Origin of the sequence: Zhongshania marina (genome assembly GCF_002915595.1) — a bacterium.
In the GTDB taxonomy this organism is placed as follows: Bacteria; Pseudomonadota; Gammaproteobacteria; order Pseudomonadales; family Spongiibacteraceae; genus Spongiibacter; species Spongiibacter marinus_B.
The window spans coordinates 1-17772 of record NZ_PQGG01000046.1 but is presented as its reverse complement, the minus strand read 5'-3'; the positions used below and the strand labels follow the sequence as shown (position 1 = coordinate 17772).

Sequence of the window (17772 nt, the reverse complement as noted above, 5' to 3'; positions counted from 1 at the left end):
CCACCTTCGCGGATTGCAAAACGCAAACCTTCTTCCATCGCGATTGGCGCAATCAAGGTTACGTCCATTTTCACGTTGTCGCCAGGCATTACCATTTCAGTACCTTCTGGCAGCTCACACGCACCAGTTACGTCTGTGGTACGGAAGTAGAACTGTGGACGGTAGCCTTTAAAGAATGGCGTGTGACGACCACCTTCTTCTTTTGACAACACGTACACTTCTGCTTCGAAGCGAGTGTGTGGAGTGATTGAGCTAGGCTTAGCCAATACTTGACCACGCTCTACGTCATCACGCTTAGTACCACGCAGCAACACACCTACGTTCTCACCAGCGCGACCTTCGTCAAGCAGCTTGCGGAACATTTCAACACCAGTACAGGTGGTTTTGGTGGTGTCGCGAATACCAACGATAGAAATCTCGTCGCCAGTACGCAGAATGCCACGCTCAATACGGCCGGTTACAACAGTACCGCGACCAGAGATTGAGAATACGTCTTCGATTGGCATCAAGAACGGCAGGTCAACCGCACGCTCAGGCTGTGGAATGTAAGTATCCAAAGCTTCAACCAATTTCGCTACAGCAGTAGTGCCAAGCTCGTTGTCATCTTGACCGTTCAATGCCATCAATGCTGAACCAGCAATGATTGGCGTGTCGTCGCCTGGGAATTCGTACATATCGAGCAGCTCACGCAGCTCCATTTCTACCAATTCAAGCATTTCATTGTATTCTTCGCTGCCTACACCGCCGCAATCTTCAGCTAGCAGGTCTGCCTTGTTCAGGAAGACAACGATGTAAGGTACGCCAACCTGACGTGACAGCAGGATGTGCTCACGCGTTTGTGGCATTGGGCCGTCAGTCGCGCCACATACCAAAATAGCGCCGTCCATCTGAGCAGCACCAGTGATCATGTTCTTAACGTAGTCAGCGTGACCTGGGCAGTCGACGTGAGCGTAGTGACGAGTTGATGAATCATACTCAACGTGCGAGGTCGCAATGGTAATACCGCGCTCACGCTCTTCAGGTGCGTTATCGATACCATCAAACGCTACCGCTTTACCACCATATACTTCCGCACATACGCGCGTCAGCGCTGCTGTCAGCGTGGTTTTACCATGGTCAACGTGACCAATGGTGCCCACGTTCAAATGGGGCTTATTACGTTCAAACTTTTCCTTAGCCACGGTTTATTCCTCGCATAAAGGTTATTAAAAATTAAGCTCTGTTTTTAGCCATGATTTCTTCGGCAACATTACGCGGTGCCTCGAAATACTTTTCGAACTCCATCGTAAATGTTGCACGACCTTGGGTTGCGCTACGCAGATCGGTTGCATAACCGAACATCTCCGCCAAAGGCACTTGCGCATCAATTACCTTGCCCGACACACTCTCATCCATTCCGAGAATAATGCCGCGACGACGGTTTAAATCGCCGACTACATCACCCATATTTTCTTCAGGGGTAACAATTTCGACTTTCATGATCGGCTCAAGCAGCACTGCACCACCCAATTGAGCCAATTTTTTTGTCGCCATAGAGGCCGCTATTTTAAACGCCATTTCGTTTGAATCGACGTCATGATATGAACCATCGTATGCCGTCGCCTTCAAGCCAAGCAACGGGTAACCAGCAAGCACGCCATTCTGCATTTGCTCGGCGATACCTCTTTCTATTGCAGGTATGTATTCCTTAGGAACAACACCACCCACAATCTCGCTAACAAACTCTAAACCTTCGGCGTTAGCATCTTCACCCGGCTCGAAACGAATCCATACATGACCAAACTGACCACGACCACCAGATTGACGAACAAACTTGCCTTCAATTTCACAGGTATTACGAATCGCTTCGCGATAAGCAACCTGCGGCTTCCCGATATTCGCCTCGACACTAAACTCGCGACGCATACGATCAACCAAAATATCGAGATGGAGTTCGCCCATCCCAGAAATAATGCACTGACCAGTTTCTTCATCGGTCTTAACACGGAATGAGGGATCCTCTTGAGCCAACTTACCCAAGGCGATGCCCATCTTTTCCTGATCCGCCTTTGTTCTAGGCTCAACCGCCACCGAAATAACAGGCTCAGGGAATTCCATTCGCTCTAAAATAATGACGTTATTGGGGTCGCACAATGTATCCCCAGTAGTCACGTCTTTCAGACCGATTGCGGCGGCAATATCTCCCGCCAATACTTCTTTAATTTCTTGCCGGTCATTAGCGTGCATTTGCACCATCCGACCTACGCGTTCTTTCTTACCTTTTACGGAGTTTACAACCGCCGTACCACTTTCCAACTTACCGGAGTACACACGGAAGAAAGTGAGGGTACCCACAAAGGGGTCTGTTGCAATTTTGAATGCCAATGCAGCAAACGGCGCATCGTCATTTGCCTCACGAGTGGCGACAGTTGAACCTTTGTCATCCAGCGTGCCCTCGATCGCCTTAACTTCAGTAGGCGACGGCATATAATCTATTACGGCATCAAGCACCGCTTGAACACCTTTATTCTTAAACGCAGAACCACCAAACACCGGAATAATTTCATTTGCCAGCGTACGCTTACGGATTCCCGCCTTAATTTCTTCCTCGCTCAGCGCTTCGCCTTCGAGGTATTTTTCCATCAACTCGTCACTAGACTCGGCCGCGGCCTCAACCATGTACTCCCGCATTTTTTCGCAGGACTCGAGCATATTCGCCGGAATATCTTCGTACTCAAAGGTCATCCCTTGGTCCGCTTCATTCCAAATAATGGCTTTCATTTTGAGAAGATCTACAACACCGCGAAAGTCTTCTTCGCTACCGATCGTCATTTGCATCGGCACCGCATTCGCACCCAAGCGCGTACGCAACTGAGAGATAACTCGCTCAAAATTAGCACCGGCGCGATCCATCTTATTGACGAATACCATACGCGGCACTTCATACTTATTAGCTTGACGCCAAACCGTTTCTGTCTGCGGTTGAACCCCAGACGAACCACAGAGAACAACCACCGCACCATCAAGCACCCGCAGGGAACGCTCAACCTCTATCGTGAAGTCGACGTGCCCCGGGGTATCAATGATATTAATGCGGTGCTGCTCATACTGCTGCTGCATACCGGCCCAAAAGCATGTTGTGGCAGCAGAAGTAATGGTAATACCACGCTCCTGCTCCTGCGCCATCCAATCCATAGTCGCCGCGCCATCATGCACTTCGCCTATCTTGTGAGATAAGCCAGTGTAAAACAGCACGCGCTCGGTAGTCGTTGTTTTGCCCGCATCTACGTGGGCACAAATACCGATGTTGCGATATCTGGATATTGGTGTTTTACGCGCCACAATACTCCCCTGAACCTAGTAAATAGCGCCGCTTAGAAGCGGTAATGAGAGAACGCTTTGTTAGCTTCAGCCATACGATGCACGTCTTCACGCTTTTTAACCGCAGAGCCTTTGCCCTGTGACGCATCGATGATTTCACCAGCCAAACGCTGACGCATAGATTTCTCGCCACGGCCACGAGAGTAGTCAACCAACCAACGCATGGCTAGCGCAGTACGGCGACTTGGACGAACTTCTACAGGCACTTGGTAAGTAGCACCACCCACACGGCGAGACTTAACCTCTACCATTGGGGCAATGTTTTCTAGGGCGGTATCGAAGGCCTCAAGAGGGTCGGTGTTCAACCGCTCTTTAACCAGATCCAAAGCACCATATACGATGGTCTCTGCGACTGATTTTTTATCACTTACCATAACGTGGTTCATGAACTTGGCCAGTGTCAGGTTACCGAATTTTGGATCCGGCAGTATTTCCCGCTTGGCGGCGACGCGTCTTCTAGGCATAACTCTATTCCTATGTCTTCAGGTAAATCCAAACACCGAGTCGCCTTGCAGCGAAGAGACGATGGTTTGGCCTTACTTAAGGTCTATTAATAATTAAAACGGCTAAAGTCGAATTACGACTTAGGGCGCTTAGTACCGTATTTAGAACGGGCTTGCTTACGATTGTTTACACCAGAAGTATCAAGGCTACCGCGAACAGTGTGGTAACGCACACCTGGTAAATCCTTAACACGGCCGCCGCGAATAAGCACAACACTGTGCTCTTGCAGGTTGTGGCCTTCACCACCGATGTAAGATGAAACTTCAAAGCCGTTAGTCAAACGTACACGACACACTTTACGCAATGCCGAGTTCGGCTTCTTAGGTGTAGTGGTGTAAACACGAGTACATACGCCGCGACGCTGTGGACATGCCTGCAATGCAGGAACATCACTTTTAGCCGCTTTGCGCTTTCTCGGCTGACGAACCAACTGGTTGATCGTTGCCATTAATTAACTCCAGTAACTAAAGCCAGCACACCAATGTGCTAACCAACTGACTACCGATACCGCCGATAGTTTATAAAAAAAGTGGAGCGCGAATTCTAAAGACGCGCCCCACTCCCGTCAAGTAGTCAAATTTACTCAGCCGTTATCGCTAAGTGCCTCTGACAGTGCCGCTTCAACGTCTTGCGCCGACACGGTTTTCATTGCTTCGTCTTTCTTAACTTTGCGATCACGGTGATAAGCCAAACCGGTACCGGCTGGAATCAAGCGACCAACAACCACGTTTTCCTTCAAGCCGCGCAGGTGATCGCGCTTGCCGGTAACCGCCGCCTCAGTAAGAACACGAGTGGTTTCTTGGAACGAAGCCGCAGAAATAAACGACTCAGTCGCCAAGGATGCCTTGGTAATACCCAACAATTCACGCTCATAGCTTGCGGAAATACGATCTGCAGCTTGCAGAGTTTCGTTTTCCTCAACCACGCGAACGTATTCTGCCTGCTCGCCTTTAATGAACGACGAATCGCCAGAAGTAAGGATGTTGACCTTGCGCAGCATTTGACGAACGATAACTTCAATGTGCTTATCGTTAATTTTTACACCTTGCAGACGGTAAACGTCCTGAATTTCATTGACGATATATTTCGCCAACTCTTCAACACCTTTTAAGCGCAGAATGTCGTGTGGGCTCAGCGGGCCTTCAGAAACAATTTCGCCCTTCTCAACTTGCTCACCTTCGAACACGGTCAGCAAACGCCATTTAGGAATTAGCACTTCGTAGTAATCAGAACCATCTGCCAATGGCTTGCCGTCGGCGGGGGTAATAATCAAACGACGCTTACCTTTGGTTTCTTTACCGAAGCTCACCGTACCTGAAATCTCTGCCAATATTGCTGGTTCTTTCGGCTTACGCGCTTCGAACAAGTCAGCAACACGCGGCAGACCACCGGTGATATCACGGGTCTTCGAGCTCTCTTGTGGTATACGCGCGATAACGTCACCAACCTTAACCTCTGCACCGTTCTCAAGAGACACGATCGCATTTTCAGTCAGGAAGTAATGCGCTGGCACATTGGTACCCGCCAAGCACAGTTCGTCGCCCTTGGCATCTACCAAGGTTACCGCTGGACGCATATCTTTACCGGCCGCTGGGCGCTCACCTTGGTCCATAACAGAAATACTGCTAAGACCTGTTAATTCGTCTGTCTGACGCTTAACGGTAATACCCTCTTCCATTCCCGACATCTTAACGATACCGGCAACTTCCGTGATGATGGGGTGAGTATGCGGATCCCATGTTGCGACGATATCGCCTGCAGAAACCTCTGCGCGATCTGCAACTTTAATCAAGGCGCCGTATGGCAGTTTATAGCGCTCGCGCTCACGGCCGCTTCGATCTGTAATCGCTAGCTCACCAGAGCGGCTAACCGCAACCAAGTGACCATCTTCACGCACAACCCATTTCAGATTGTGCAAACGCGCCTTACCATCTTGCTTAACTTGGATATTGTCGACAGCGGTTGCCCGCGATGCCGCACCACCAATGTGGAAGGTACGCATGGTAAGCTGTGTACCCGGCTCACCGATTGACTGAGCAGCGATAACACCAACAGCCTCACCACGGTTAACCAAGTGACCACGCGCCAAGTCACGACCATAGCATGCGGAACAAACACCGTGACGAGTCTCACAGGTAATTGGTGAGCGAACTTCAATCTCATCAATACCCATTTCTTCTAATTCAACAACACGCTTCTCGTCGAGCATCACGCCCGCCTCAACTGCGATGTCGTCAGTACCGGGACGGAACACATCACGAACAACGATACGACCCAATACCCGATCACCCAATGTCTCGATGATGTCACCACCTTCGATAACAGGCGTCATGGTCAGACCTTGATCTGCGCCACAATCGTCTTCGGTAATTACCAAATCTTGGGCAACATCAACTAGACGACGAGTTAGGTAACCCGAGTTAGCTGTTTTTAGAGCCGTATCAGCCAAACCTTTACGAGCACCGTGAGTTGAGATGAAGTACTGAAGTACGCTCAGACCTTCACGGAAGTTTGCTGTGATTGGCGTTTCGATGATCGAGCCATCTGGCTTAGCCATCAAACCACGCATACCAGCCAACTGACGAATCTGAGCTGGCGAACCACGCGCACCGGAGTCAGCGTAGATATAAACCGAGTTGAAAGAGTCTTGCATCTCTTCCTCACCCTTGCGGTTTATGACCGACTCTTTAGACAGACCTTCCATCATCGCCTTGGAAACCATGTCGTTTGCACGGGACCAAATGTCGATAACTTTGTTGTACTTCTCACCTTGGGTTACCAGACCAGAAGCATATTGCTTTTCGATCTCAACCACTTCCGCATCGGCAGCGGAAACAATGCGCGCCTTAGCATCTGGGATTTCAAAATCGTTAACACCGATAGATGAACCAGAGCGAGTAGAATACTCAAAACCGGTGTACATCAATTGGTCACCAAGAATTACGGTGGCCTTCAGACCAACCTGACGGTAACACTCGTTCAATAAGCGAGAAATCGCCTTCTTGGTCATGTTTTGGTTAACCAGCTCAAAGGGAAGACCCTCTGGCACAATCCGCCACAACAAAACACGGCCAACAGTGGTATCGATCAATGTGCGCGTTTCGCTGCGCTCACCATTTTCATCAAAACTCACTTGCACTAAGCGGCACTTAATACGAGCCTGCAAATGTGCACGGCCGCCAACGTAGGCGCGATGCACTTCTTCAGGGTTAGCAAAGGCAGTGCCTTCGCCAGCGCCGTTAACGCGCTCACGCGTCATCCAGTACAAACCTAGTACAACGTCCTGCGATGGAACAATAATCGGCTCACCGTTTGCAGGTGACAAAATATTATTGGTAGACATCATCAGCGCGCGAGCTTCTAGCTGCGCTTCAATTGTCAGCGGTACGTGTACCGCCATTTGGTCACCGTCAAAGTCAGCGTTGTATGCCGCACACACCAGCGGGTGGAGCTGAATAGCCTTACCTTCGATAAGTACAGGCTCAAATGCCTGAATACCCAAACGGTGAAGAGTAGGTGCACGGTTCAACATAACGGGATGTTCGCGGATAACTTCAGCGAGGATATCCCATACTTCTGGCGGCTCACGCTCTACCATTTTCTTAGCGGCTTTAATGGTTGTTGCCAAGCCACGTGCTTCTAACTTACCGAAGATAAACGGCTTGAATAGCTCAAGCGCCATTTTCTTAGGCAGACCGCATTGATGCAGGCGCAAAGTAGGACCAACAACGATAACGGAACGACCAGAATAGTCTACGCGCTTACCGAGCAGGTTCTGACGGAAACGACCTTGCTTACCCTTGATCATATCGGCAAGAGATTTCAGAGGACGCTTATTAGAACCGGTAATTGCACGACCGCGACGACCGTTATCCAACAGCGCATCAACAGACTCCTGCAGCATACGCTTTTCATTGCGAACAATGATGTCAGGTGCATTCAGGTCTAACAGGCGCTTCAAACGGTTGTTACGGTTAATAACACGACGGTATAAATCGTTTAGATCTGAGGTTGCAAAGCGGCCACCGTCCAGAGGAACCAAAGGACGTAAATCTGGCGGCAATACTGGCAGCACTTTCATGACCATCCACTCAGGCTTATTGCCCGAGTCGGCCAAGGCTTCAATCAGCTTCAGACGCTTTGATAGCTTTTTAATTTTGGTTTCTGAGTTAGTCGCCGGGATTTCTTCGCGCAGACGATCGATCTCTGCTGTCAAATCCAATTCAATCAGCAAATGCATGATCGCCTCAGCACCCATCTTGGCAACGAAATCATCACCAAACTCTTCCATCGCCTCAAAGAACTGCTCGTCGCTCAGCAACTGGCCTTTCTCTAAGGTAGTCATACCTGGGTCGGTAACAACGTAAGATTCGAAATACAGAATCCGCTCGATGTCACGCAAAGTCATGTCTAGCAACAAACCGATACGGCTTGGCAGTGATTTCAAGAACCAAATATGGGCAACTGGACTCGCCAGCTCAATGTGACCCATGCGCTCACGACGCACTTTTGCCAGCGCAACTTCAACACCGCACTTCTCGCAAATTACACCGCGATGCTTAAGACGCTTGTACTTACCGCACAAGCACTCATAGTCTTTAACTGGTCCAAAAATTTTGGCACAGAATAAACCGTCACGCTCAGGCTTGAACGTACGGTAGTTAATGGTTTCCGGCTTTTTTACTTCGCCGAATGACCACGAGCGAATCAGCTCCGGTGACGCCAAACCGATACGAATAGAGTCAAACTCGTCGTTCGGTTGTCCCTGTTTCAATAGATTCAATAAATCTTTCAAGGCCGTTCCTCCGCAAGGGTATTCTTCAGGCGCCCACTAAGCCGGGCGCCCCTTGCCATAGTCGTTGTCGATGTTTATTCCGTGTCCAGCTCGATATTAATACCGAGTGAGCGGATCTCTTTGACCAGTACGTTGAAAGACTCGGGCATGCCCGGCTCCATACGCTGATCACCATCAACAATGTTTTTATACATTTTGGTACGACCATTTACGTCGTCCGACTTAACCGTCAGCATTTCTTGCAAGGTGTAGGCTGCGCCGTATGCTTCTAGCGCCCACACTTCCATCTCACCGAAACGCTGGCCACCGAACTGAGCTTTACCGCCAAGTGGCTGCTGGGTTACCAAACTGTATGAACCGGTTGAACGCGCATGCATCTTGTCATCAACCAAATGGTTCAGTTTCAGCATGTACATATAGCCAACAGTGACTGGACGATCAAATTCCAAACCAGTCCGGCCGTCACACAACTTCAACTGACCACTGTCAGGCAAGCCTGCCAAGGTAAGCAGATTTTTGATTTCGGCTTCGTTCGCGCCATCAAATACCTGTGTTGCCATTGGCACACCGCCGCGCAGGTTTTTAGCCAGATCCATAATGGCTTCATCGCTGAAGCTATCTAGATCTTCGTGTCGGCCGGCGCCGTCATTGTAGATTTCGCCGAGGAATGCACGCACTTCAGCAATTTTGCGCTGCTCGCGAATCATGTCGTCAATCTTACGACCCAGACCTTTGGCCGCTAAGCCTAAGTGAGTCTCAAGAACCTGACCAACGTTCATCCGCGAAGGAACACCTAGAGGATTCAGAACGATATCGACCGGCTCACCGTTTTCATCAAAAGGCATATCTTCAACCGGCATAATGACCGAGATAACCCCTTTGTTTCCGTGACGACCCGCCATCTTATCGCCCGGCTGAATACGGCGCTTAATTGCTAAATACACTTTAACAATTTTCAAAACACCAGGTGCTAAATCGTCGCCAGTAGTCAGCTTGCGCTTCTTATCTTCAAAACGTTCTTCCAGCGTCTTGCGATGCTCGCCTAGCTGCTTGTCTGCATCTTCCAAGGCAGCATTCAGCGGCTCATCCGCCATGCGCAACTTAAACCAATCATCCTTTTTCAGCTCTTGCAAAGCCGCCGCAGAAAGCTTGTCGCCCTTCTTCATGCCAGGACCACTTAAGATCGCTTGACCATCCAGGGCGTCGGCCAAGCGCACGAACGTCGCTTCTTCAACGATACGGTACTCTTCGTTCAAATCCTTACGGAACTGATCGAGCTGCATTTTTTCAATTTCTAAGGCGCGCTTATCTTTTTCTAGGCCATCACGAGTGAAGACCTGAACATCAATAACCGTACCCTTTGTGCTAGATGGAACGCGCAAAGACGTGTCTTTAACGTCAGAAGCCTTCTCACCGAAAATAGCACGCAGTAGCTTTTCTTCTGGCGTTAACTGGGTCTCGCCTTTCGGCGTTACCTTGCCAACTAGAATATCGCCCGGACCGACTTCTGCACCGATATATACAATGCCGGACTCGTCCAAGTTAGCCAGCGCACCCTCACCAACATTGGGAATATCCGAAGAAATTTCTTCTGGCCCAAGCTTGGTGTCACGAGCGATACAGGTTAGCTCTTGAATGTGGATAGTCGTAAAACGATCTTCTTTTACAACACGCTCAGACACCAAAATAGAGTCTTCGAAGTTATAACCATTCCAAGGCATGAATGCGATACGCATGTTCTGGCCAAGCGCCAGTTCACCCAAATCGACAGACGGGCCATCAGCCAGAATATCACCGCGTACAACTTCGTGGCCTTCGCTCACAATCGGACGCTGGTTAATACAAGTGTTCTGGTTAGAACGGGTATATTTAGTTAGGTTGTAAATATCAACCGGCGGCTGACCTGGCTGAACTTCGTCGTTATTTACGCGTACAACAATGCGCGACGAGTCAACGCTATCAATAACACCACCGCGACGAGCAACTACACAAACACCGGAGTCCGATGCCACATAGCGCTCGAAGCCAGTACCTACTAAAGGCTTATCGGCCTTGAGTGTTGGCACCGCTTGGCGTTGCATGTTCGAACCCATCAATGCGCGGTTAGCGTCATCGTGCTCGAGGAAAGGAATCAATGACGCCGCAACCGATACAACCTGTTTCGGCGAAACGTCCATATAGGTTACTTTTTCAGGCGGCATAACGGTGAATTCGTTCATATGACGAACCGCAACCATTTCGTCGGTCAACTCACCGGCGTCATTCATTACTGCCGAAGCCTGTGCAATAACTTCTTCCGCTTCGTTTATTGCAGACAGATATTCAATCTCATCGCTTACCTTGCCGCCCACTACCTTACGGTATGGACTTTCTAGGAAGCCGTACTCATTGGTACGCGCGTAGGTTGCCAATGAGTTGATCAGACCGATGTTCGGTCCTTCAGGTGTTTCGATAGGACATACACGACCGTAGTGCGTTGGATGTACGTCACGCACTTCGAAGCCAGCACGCTCACGGGTCAAACCACCGGGCCCAAGCGCAGAAACACGACGCTTATGGGTAATCTCCGACAGCGGGTTGTTTTGGTCCATGAACTGGGACAGCTGCGAAGAACCAAAGAATTCCTTCACCGCGGCAGCAACTGGCTTGGCGTTGATTAAATCCTGCGGCATCAAACCTTCGCTTTCAGCCATAGAGAGACGCTCTTTAACTGCGCGCTCTACACGAACCAAACCAACACGGAATTGGTTTTCAGCCATCTCGCCAACTGAACGAATACGGCGGTTACCAAGGTGATCGATGTCGTCGACGATACCCTTACCATTACGAATGCCAACCAGCATTTTCATAACGGCAACAATGTCGCTTTGATCCAGCGTACCGGAACCGAGAATTTCTTCACGACCGATGCGACGGTTGAACTTCATACGACCAACAGTAGAAAGATCGTAACGCTCAGCGGAGAAGAACAAGTTTTGGAACAAGTTCTCTGCCGACTCTTTAGTTGGTGGCTCGCCGGGACGCATCATGCGGTAGATTTCTACCAAAGCCTCAAGCTGACTATTGGTTGGATCGGCACGCAGCGTGTCACTTACGTAGGGGCCGCAATCAAGCTCGTTGGTATATAGGGTGTCAATTTCAGTAACACCTGACTCTTCTAGCTTGGTAAGTATTTCCGCTGTAATTTCGGTGTTACATGGGAACAGCACTTCGCCAGTCGATTTATCAATAATATCTTTCGCCAGAGCACGCCCAACGAGATACTCAACAGGTACTTCGAGCTCCGTTAGGTTCGCCTTTTCTATTTGGCGAATATGGCGAGCGGTAATACGACGACCAGTTTCAACAATAACTTCGCCATTTTTAGCGCAGATATCAAATGTCGCGACTTCACCACGCAAACGCTCTGGAATCAGCTCGATAGTAAAGCCGCCTTTTTTGGCAACCTTAAACGTGTTCACGTCATAGAACAGGTCAAGAATCTCTTCCGCCGCCATGCCCAATGCGCGCAGTAGGATCGTAGCCGGCAATTTACGACGACGGTCAATACGCACAAAGACTTGATCTTTAGGGTCGAATTCAAAATCGAGCCAAGAACCACGGTAAGGAATGATCCGCGCTGAATACAGCAGCTTACCTGAGGAGTGGGTCTTGCCGCGGTCGTGATCGAAAAACACGCCGGGTGAGCGGTGTAACTGGGATACGATTACCCGCTCAGTACCATTAATAACAAAGGTACCGTTTTCAGTCATCAGGGGGATTTCACCCATGTAGACTTCTTGCTCTTTAATATCTTTGATGCTTTTGTTTGCCGATTCGCGATCATAAATAATCAGGCGAACTTTTACCCGTAGCGGCACAGAATAGGTCACACCGCGCAGCTGACATTCGTTTACATCAAACGCAGGCACGCCGAGTACGTAATCGACGTACTCAAGGGCCGCATTACCGGAATAGCTGACTATCGGGAATATCGATTTAAAAGCGGCGTGTAAACCATGCTCGCCGCGCTCAGCGGCAGGTACGCCTGCCTGCGTAAACTTTTTGTAGGAATCCAGCTGAATCGCAAGGAGATATGGCACGTCCATGACGTGCGGCATCTTGCCAAAATCCTTGCGGATACGTTTTTTCTCAGTGTACGAGTAAGCCATCAGTACTCCCCAGCATCATCTCTTGACTCCGCCGCGACCGGCGACGGTGTCGTTAGTGCAACAGTTTATCTGTCGCGAGTCAGACCCCTTTAGCAGGCTCCGACTGTAATTTCTCAAACAACAAAAGGCCGGCGGGATTTAACCCACCAGCCTCGCTTGAGATTGACCCGCAAGCAGGCCAACAAGCAACTTACTTAAGCTCGACGCTAGCGCCTGCTTCTTCAAGTGCTGCTTTAGCTGCGTCTGCATCAGCCTTAGAAGCGCCTTCTTTAACAGTAGATGGTGCGCCATCAACCATTTCTTTCGCTTCTTTCAAGCCCAAGCCAGTGATCGTACGTACTGCTTTGATCACGTTAACTTTCTTGTCGCCAGCAGCAGTCAGAACAACGTCAAACTCAGTTTGTTCTTCAGCAGCAGCGCCGCCTTCAGCAGCGGCAGCAGGAGCTGCAGCAACTGCAGCAGCTGCAGTAACGCCAAACTTCTCTTCCATCGCTTCGATTAGACCAACTACGTCCATTACGCTCATTTCAGCGATTGCATTCAAAATATCTTCTTGTGACAGAGCCATGTGAAACTCCCTACTGTGTCAATTACTAAAAAAATTAAACGCCGCTTACGCAGCTTCTTTCTGCTCGCGAACGGCAGCTAATGTACGAACCAATTTGCCTGGGACTTCGTTCATTGTACGTACCAGTTTGGTTGCCGGTGCTAACATCACGCTCATCAACATAGACAGCGCTTGCTCGCGGGTCGGCAGTTTAGCCAGTACATCCAACTGATCTGCACCCATCAATTGGCCACTAACCGCAAGTGCTTTCACTTCAAATTTTGCATGTTCTTTTGCAAAATCTTTGAAGATACGAGCCGCCGCACCAGGATCTTCCATCGAAAATGCCAACAGAGAAGGACCTTTAAAGGCCTCTTCTGCGCACTCGAATTCCGTTCCCTTCAACGCAAGTTTCGCCAAGGTATTACGCACTACTCGTACGTTTACTTGGGATTCACGCGCCAATTTGCGAAGCTCAGTCATTTGGCCTACTGTACACCCACGGGCGTCAGCAATAACCAATGACAATGCACTAGCGGCAGTCTCGTTAACGTCAGCTACTATCGCTTTTTTGTCGTCGAGTCTTAATGCCACTTGGATAACTCCTGGATTTGTCAGTTAATTACCGTAGACTAAAAACACAAAGCTTAAAGTCGTTTGCTGGTGAACAAATCCAATCCACCATCTGCGTAGGCCGGTGCCGGTAACGTTGACAAGTCAACACACCTATTAAGGGTTTAGATCGATAAAACCTAATCCCACCTACGGTCTTTGATGGTCTCTGTCTTTTGACACAGTAGGTCAGCTGTCAAAGACCACAAAGCCAGTAAACACCCTCCGAAAAAGGTGTTTAATTCTGGGCGCTAGCGCCCAAAAATTATTTTACCGCCAAGCTCGCTTGGTCGATTACGATGCCAGGACCCATAGTTGAAGAAAGAGTGATTTTCTTCATATAGACACCTTTAGCCGATGATGGCTTGGCCTTACGCAAGTCACCCAACAGGGCTTCTAGGTTTTCTTTTAATACGCCAGCTTCGAAAGAGATTGTTCCGATAGCGCCGTGGATGATGCCGTTTTTATCTGTACGGTAGCGAACCTGACCCGCTTTAGCATTTTTAACTGCAGTTTCAACGTCAGCAGTTACAGTGCCAGTTTTCGGGTTTGGCATTAGGCCGCGTGGACCAAGAACCTGACCCAACTGACCAACAACGCGCATTGCATCTGGAGAAGCAACAACTACGTCGAAATCCATCATGCCGCCTTTAACTTGCTCGGCTAGATCGTCCATACCGACAAAATCTGCACCGGCAGCTTTTGCTTTTTCTGCATTTTCACCCTGGGTGAAAACCGCAACACGTACAGTTTTACCTGTACCGTTTGGCAACGTCGTTGCACCGCGAACCGCTTGGTCAGATTTACGCGCATCAACACCTAGATTGATTGCCACGTCGATAGCTTCAGGAAACTTAACAACTGAAACATCTTTCAACAAAGCCACAGCTTCTTCAAAGCTATATTGTTTGCCAGCAACAACTTTTTCGCGAATTGCCTTTTGGCGCTTAGTTAGCTTAGCCATTACACACCCTCCACTTCGATACCAGCGGCACGAGCACTGCCCGCGATTGTACGCACTGCCGCTTCCATATCAGAAGCAGTAAGGTCAGCCATTTTAATAGTGGCGATCTCTTCTAGTTGCGCACGGGTTACCTTGCCCACTTTTTTAGAGTTAGGCGTACCCGATCCGCTTTTCACACCAGCTGCCTTTTTCAGCAAAAACGATGCTGGTGGCGTTTTGGTAGTGAATGTAAAGCTACGGTCAGAGTAGACTGTGATAACAACAGGAATAGGCATGCCACTCTCAAGACTCTGGGTCTGAGCGTTGAATGCTTTACAGAATTCCATGATATTCACACCGTGTTGACCCAATGCAGGACCAACTGGTGGACTTGGGTTTGCTGCACCAGCAGCAACTTGCAGCTTGATATAAGCCTGTACTTTCTTAGCCATATTACCTCTCCAATTGGGTAGTAACACCTCAAAGCCTTGCGGCTCGTCAACGGCTCCCCGGTTTAAACAGTCAGACGCCTAAAGTCGGACGCCTGACGCTAGGTCTTCTCTACTTGGCCGAAATCTAATTCGACAGGAGTAGAGCGACCAAAAATCAATACTGCGACATGCAAACGGTTCTTCTCGTAGTTAACTTCTTCAACTACGCCGTTAAAGTCATTAAACGGCCCATCAATAACACGGACCATTTCACCCGGCTCGAACAAGGTCTTAGGCTTAGGCTTGTCGCCACTTTCAACCCGCTGCAGGATAGCCTGCGCTTCTCGCTCAGTAATTGGTGCAGGCTTATCCGCCTTACCACCAATAAAACCCATGACCCTTGGCGTTTCTTTAACTAAGTGCCAAGTATCATCTCCGAGTTCCATTTCGATCAAAACGTAGCCAGGAAAAAACTTGCGCTCACTTTTGCGCTTTTGCCCGCCACGCATTTCAACCACTTCTTCTGTCGGCACTAATACTTCACCGAAACGCTCTGCAAAGCCCGAAAGCTCAATGCGCTCTTTTAATGCAAGAGCCACTTTCTTTTCGTACCCAGAATAGGCGTGTACAACATACCAACGCTTTGTCATGCCCTACCTCTAGCCGATAACCATGGATGCCAGCCAACCCAGCAGAGTATCTAACCCCCACAGAATCAATGCCGCCACAACGACAAACGCCACTACGATCAGTGTGGTTTGTGTGCTCTCCTGACGCGTCGGCCAGACTACTTTTCTGATTTCCGTACGCGCACCTTTTAACAACTCAAAAAATGCCGCACCTTTTTCGGTACGATACGCTATAAAAGCCGCTACTGACGCCAACACCAACAAGGCAATGACGCGATAAAGCAAAGACTCGCCTGAAAAATACGTATTGCCACCAACACCGACCGCAACAAGTAAAGCAACTATGCTCCACTTCAAGCCATCGAAGCGACTAGCGTTTTCCGCCTTAGCACTCATTGTTCAGTCATATCCTTTTTTGCTAAGCGCAAAACACCACTACGCATTACGCGAAGCGGTGTTAACGTAAATGGCAGGCCAGGAGGGACTCGAACCCCCAACAGCCGGTTTTGGAGACCGGTGCTCTACCAATTGAACTACTGGCCTACAAGTACCGGGACTAAGCCCGGCCTTACACCCAATACTACTGGGATTTTACTCTACGATTTTAGCAACAACGCCGGCGCCAACAGTACGGCCACCTTCGCGGATTGCAAAACGCAAACCTTCTTCCATCGCGATTGGCGCAATCAAGGTTACGTCCATTTTCACGTTGTCGCCAGGCATTACCATTTCAGTACCTTCTGGCAGCTCACACGCACCAGTTACGTCTGTGGTACGGAAGTAGAACTGTGGACGGTAGCCTTTAAAGAATGGCGTGTGACGACCACCTTCTTCTTTTGACAACACGTACACTTCTGCTTCGAAGCGAGTGTGTGGAGTGATTGAGCTAGGCTTAGCCAATACTTGACCACGCTCTACGTCATCACGCTTAGTACCACGCAGCAACACACCTACGTTCTCACCAGCGCGACCTTCGTCAAGCAGCTTGCGGAACATTTCAACACCAGTACAGGTGGTTTTGGTGGTGTCGCGAATACCAACGATAGAAATCTCGTCGCCAGTACGCAGAATGCCACGCTCAATACGGCCGGTTACAACAGTACCGCGACCAGAGATTGAGAATACGTCTTCGATTGGCATCAAGAACGGCAGGTCAACCGCACGCTCAGGCTGTGGAATGTAAGTATCCAAAGCTTCAACCAATTTCGCTACAGCAGTAGTGCCAAGCTCGTTGTCATCTTGACCGTTCAATGCCATCAATGCTGAACCAGCAATGATTGGCGTGTCGTCGCCTGGGAATTCGTACATATCGAGCAGCTCACGCAGCTCCATTTCTACCAATTCAAGCATTTCATTGTATTCTTCGCTGCCTACACCGCCGCAATCTTCAGCTAGCAGGTCTGCCTTGTTCAGGAAGACAACGATGTAAGGTACGCCAACCTGACGTGACAGCAGGATGTGCTCACGCGTTTGTGGCATTGGGCCGTCAGTCGCGCCACATACCAAAATAGCGCCGTCCATCTGAGCAGCACCAGTGATCATGTTCTTAACGTAGTCAGCGTGACCTGGGCAGTCGACGTGAGCGTAGTGACGAGTTGATGAATCATACTCAACGTGCGAGGTCGCAATGGTAATACCGCGCTCACGCTCTTCAGGTGCGTTATCGATACCATCAAACGCTACCGCTTTACCACCATATACTTCCGCACATACGCGCGTCAGCGCTGCTGTCAGCGTGGTTTTACCATGGTCAACGTGACCAATGGTGCCCACGTTCAAATGGGGCTTATTACGTTCAAA

General features: G+C 49.5%; 13 protein-coding genes and 1 tRNA gene. All 14 read right to left on the bottom strand.

The genetic code is table 11. The features are described 5' to 3' along the window. The coding region (gene tuf, locus C0068_RS19420; RefSeq protein WP_103682691.1) for an elongation factor Tu at positions 1-1181 on the bottom strand (1181 nt) is incomplete at its 3' end. Between the two features lie 31 nt (positions 1182-1212). Next, a complete protein-coding gene (gene fusA / locus C0068_RS19415) occupies positions 1213-3321 on the bottom strand; it encodes an elongation factor G (protein WP_103686132.1) in 2109 nt (702 codons plus the stop codon). 32 nt (positions 3322-3353) lie between these two features. Further along, positions 3354-3824 (bottom strand): 30S ribosomal protein S7, encoded by a 471-nt coding sequence (gene rpsG, locus C0068_RS19410; RefSeq protein ID WP_103686131.1) that lies wholly within the window; start codon positions 3822-3824, stop codon positions 3354-3356. A gap of 113 nt (positions 3825-3937) precedes the next feature. Continuing rightward, positions 3938-4312, bottom strand: a complete 375-nt coding sequence (gene rpsL, locus C0068_RS19405; RefSeq protein WP_008248376.1) for a 30S ribosomal protein S12 — start codon at positions 4310-4312, stop codon at positions 3938-3940. A 135-nt stretch (positions 4313-4447) separates the two neighbouring features. Continuing rightward, complete coding sequence (rpoC, locus tag C0068_RS19400; protein WP_103686130.1) at positions 4448-8659, bottom strand: DNA-directed RNA polymerase subunit beta'; 4212 nt, start codon at positions 8657-8659, stop codon at positions 4448-4450. A gap of 74 nt (positions 8660-8733) precedes the next feature. Then, positions 8734-12810 (bottom strand): DNA-directed RNA polymerase subunit beta, encoded by a 4077-nt coding sequence (gene rpoB / locus C0068_RS19395; protein ID WP_103686129.1) that lies wholly within the window; start codon positions 12808-12810, stop codon positions 8734-8736. A gap of 190 nt (positions 12811-13000) precedes the next feature. Continuing rightward, positions 13001-13378, bottom strand: coding sequence for a 50S ribosomal protein L7/L12 (rplL, locus tag C0068_RS19390; protein WP_103686128.1), 378 nt, complete (start codon positions 13376-13378; stop codon positions 13001-13003). Between the two features lie 45 nt (positions 13379-13423). After that, positions 13424-13951, bottom strand: a complete 528-nt coding sequence (gene rplJ, locus C0068_RS19385; RefSeq protein WP_103686127.1) for a 50S ribosomal protein L10 — start codon at positions 13949-13951, stop codon at positions 13424-13426. 283 nt (positions 13952-14234) lie between these two features. After that, positions 14235-14933: a 50S ribosomal protein L1 gene (gene rplA, locus C0068_RS19380; RefSeq protein WP_103686126.1), complete on the bottom strand. Its 699-nt coding sequence runs from the start codon at positions 14931-14933 to the stop codon at positions 14235-14237. After that, positions 14933-15364, bottom strand: a complete 432-nt coding sequence (gene rplK / locus C0068_RS19375) for a 50S ribosomal protein L11 (RefSeq protein ID WP_103686125.1) — start codon at positions 15362-15364, stop codon at positions 14933-14935. Before rplK ends, rplA begins: the two co-directional genes overlap by 1 nt. A 98-nt stretch (positions 15365-15462) precedes the next feature. Next, positions 15463-15993: a transcription termination/antitermination protein NusG gene (nusG, locus tag C0068_RS19370; RefSeq protein ID WP_103686124.1), complete on the bottom strand. Its 531-nt coding sequence runs from the start codon at positions 15991-15993 to the stop codon at positions 15463-15465. 9 nt (positions 15994-16002) lie between these two features. After that, complete coding sequence (gene secE / locus C0068_RS19365; RefSeq protein ID WP_103686123.1) at positions 16003-16368, bottom strand: preprotein translocase subunit SecE; 366 nt, start codon at positions 16366-16368, stop codon at positions 16003-16005. 71 nt (positions 16369-16439) lie between these two features. Further along, positions 16440-16515, bottom strand: a tRNA-Trp gene (locus tag C0068_RS19360). Between the two features lie 48 nt (positions 16516-16563). Continuing rightward, positions 16564-17772, bottom strand: a 1209-nt coding sequence (gene tuf / locus C0068_RS19355; RefSeq protein ID WP_233208785.1) for an elongation factor Tu, incomplete at its 5' end; no start/stop codon positions are given.

Coding starts and splice junctions, on each gene's coding strand:
- rpsG (WP_103686131.1), bottom strand. CDS start 3,824: ATGCCTAGAAGACGCGTCGCCGCCAAGCGGGAAATACTGCCGGATCCA.
- rpsL (WP_008248376.1), bottom strand. CDS start 4,312: ATGGCAACGATCAACCAGTTGGTTCGTCAGCCGAGAAAGCGCAAAGCG.
- rpoB (WP_103686129.1), bottom strand. CDS start 12,810: ATGGCTTACTCGTACACTGAGAAAAAACGTATCCGCAAGGATTTTGGC.
- rplL (WP_103686128.1), bottom strand. CDS start 13,378: ATGGCTCTGTCACAAGAAGATATTTTGAATGCAATCGCTGAAATGAGC.
- rplA (WP_103686126.1), bottom strand. CDS start 14,933: ATGGCTAAGCTAACTAAGCGCCAAAAGGCAATTCGCGAAAAAGTTGTT.
- rplK (WP_103686125.1), bottom strand. CDS start 15,364: ATGGCTAAGAAAGTACAGGCTTATATCAAGCTGCAAGTTGCTGCTGGT.
- nusG (WP_103686124.1), bottom strand. CDS start 15,993: ATGACAAAGCGTTGGTATGTTGTACACGCCTATTCTGGGTACGAAAAG.
- secE (WP_103686123.1), bottom strand. CDS start 16,368: ATGAGTGCTAAGGCGGAAAACGCTAGTCGCTTCGATGGCTTGAAGTGG.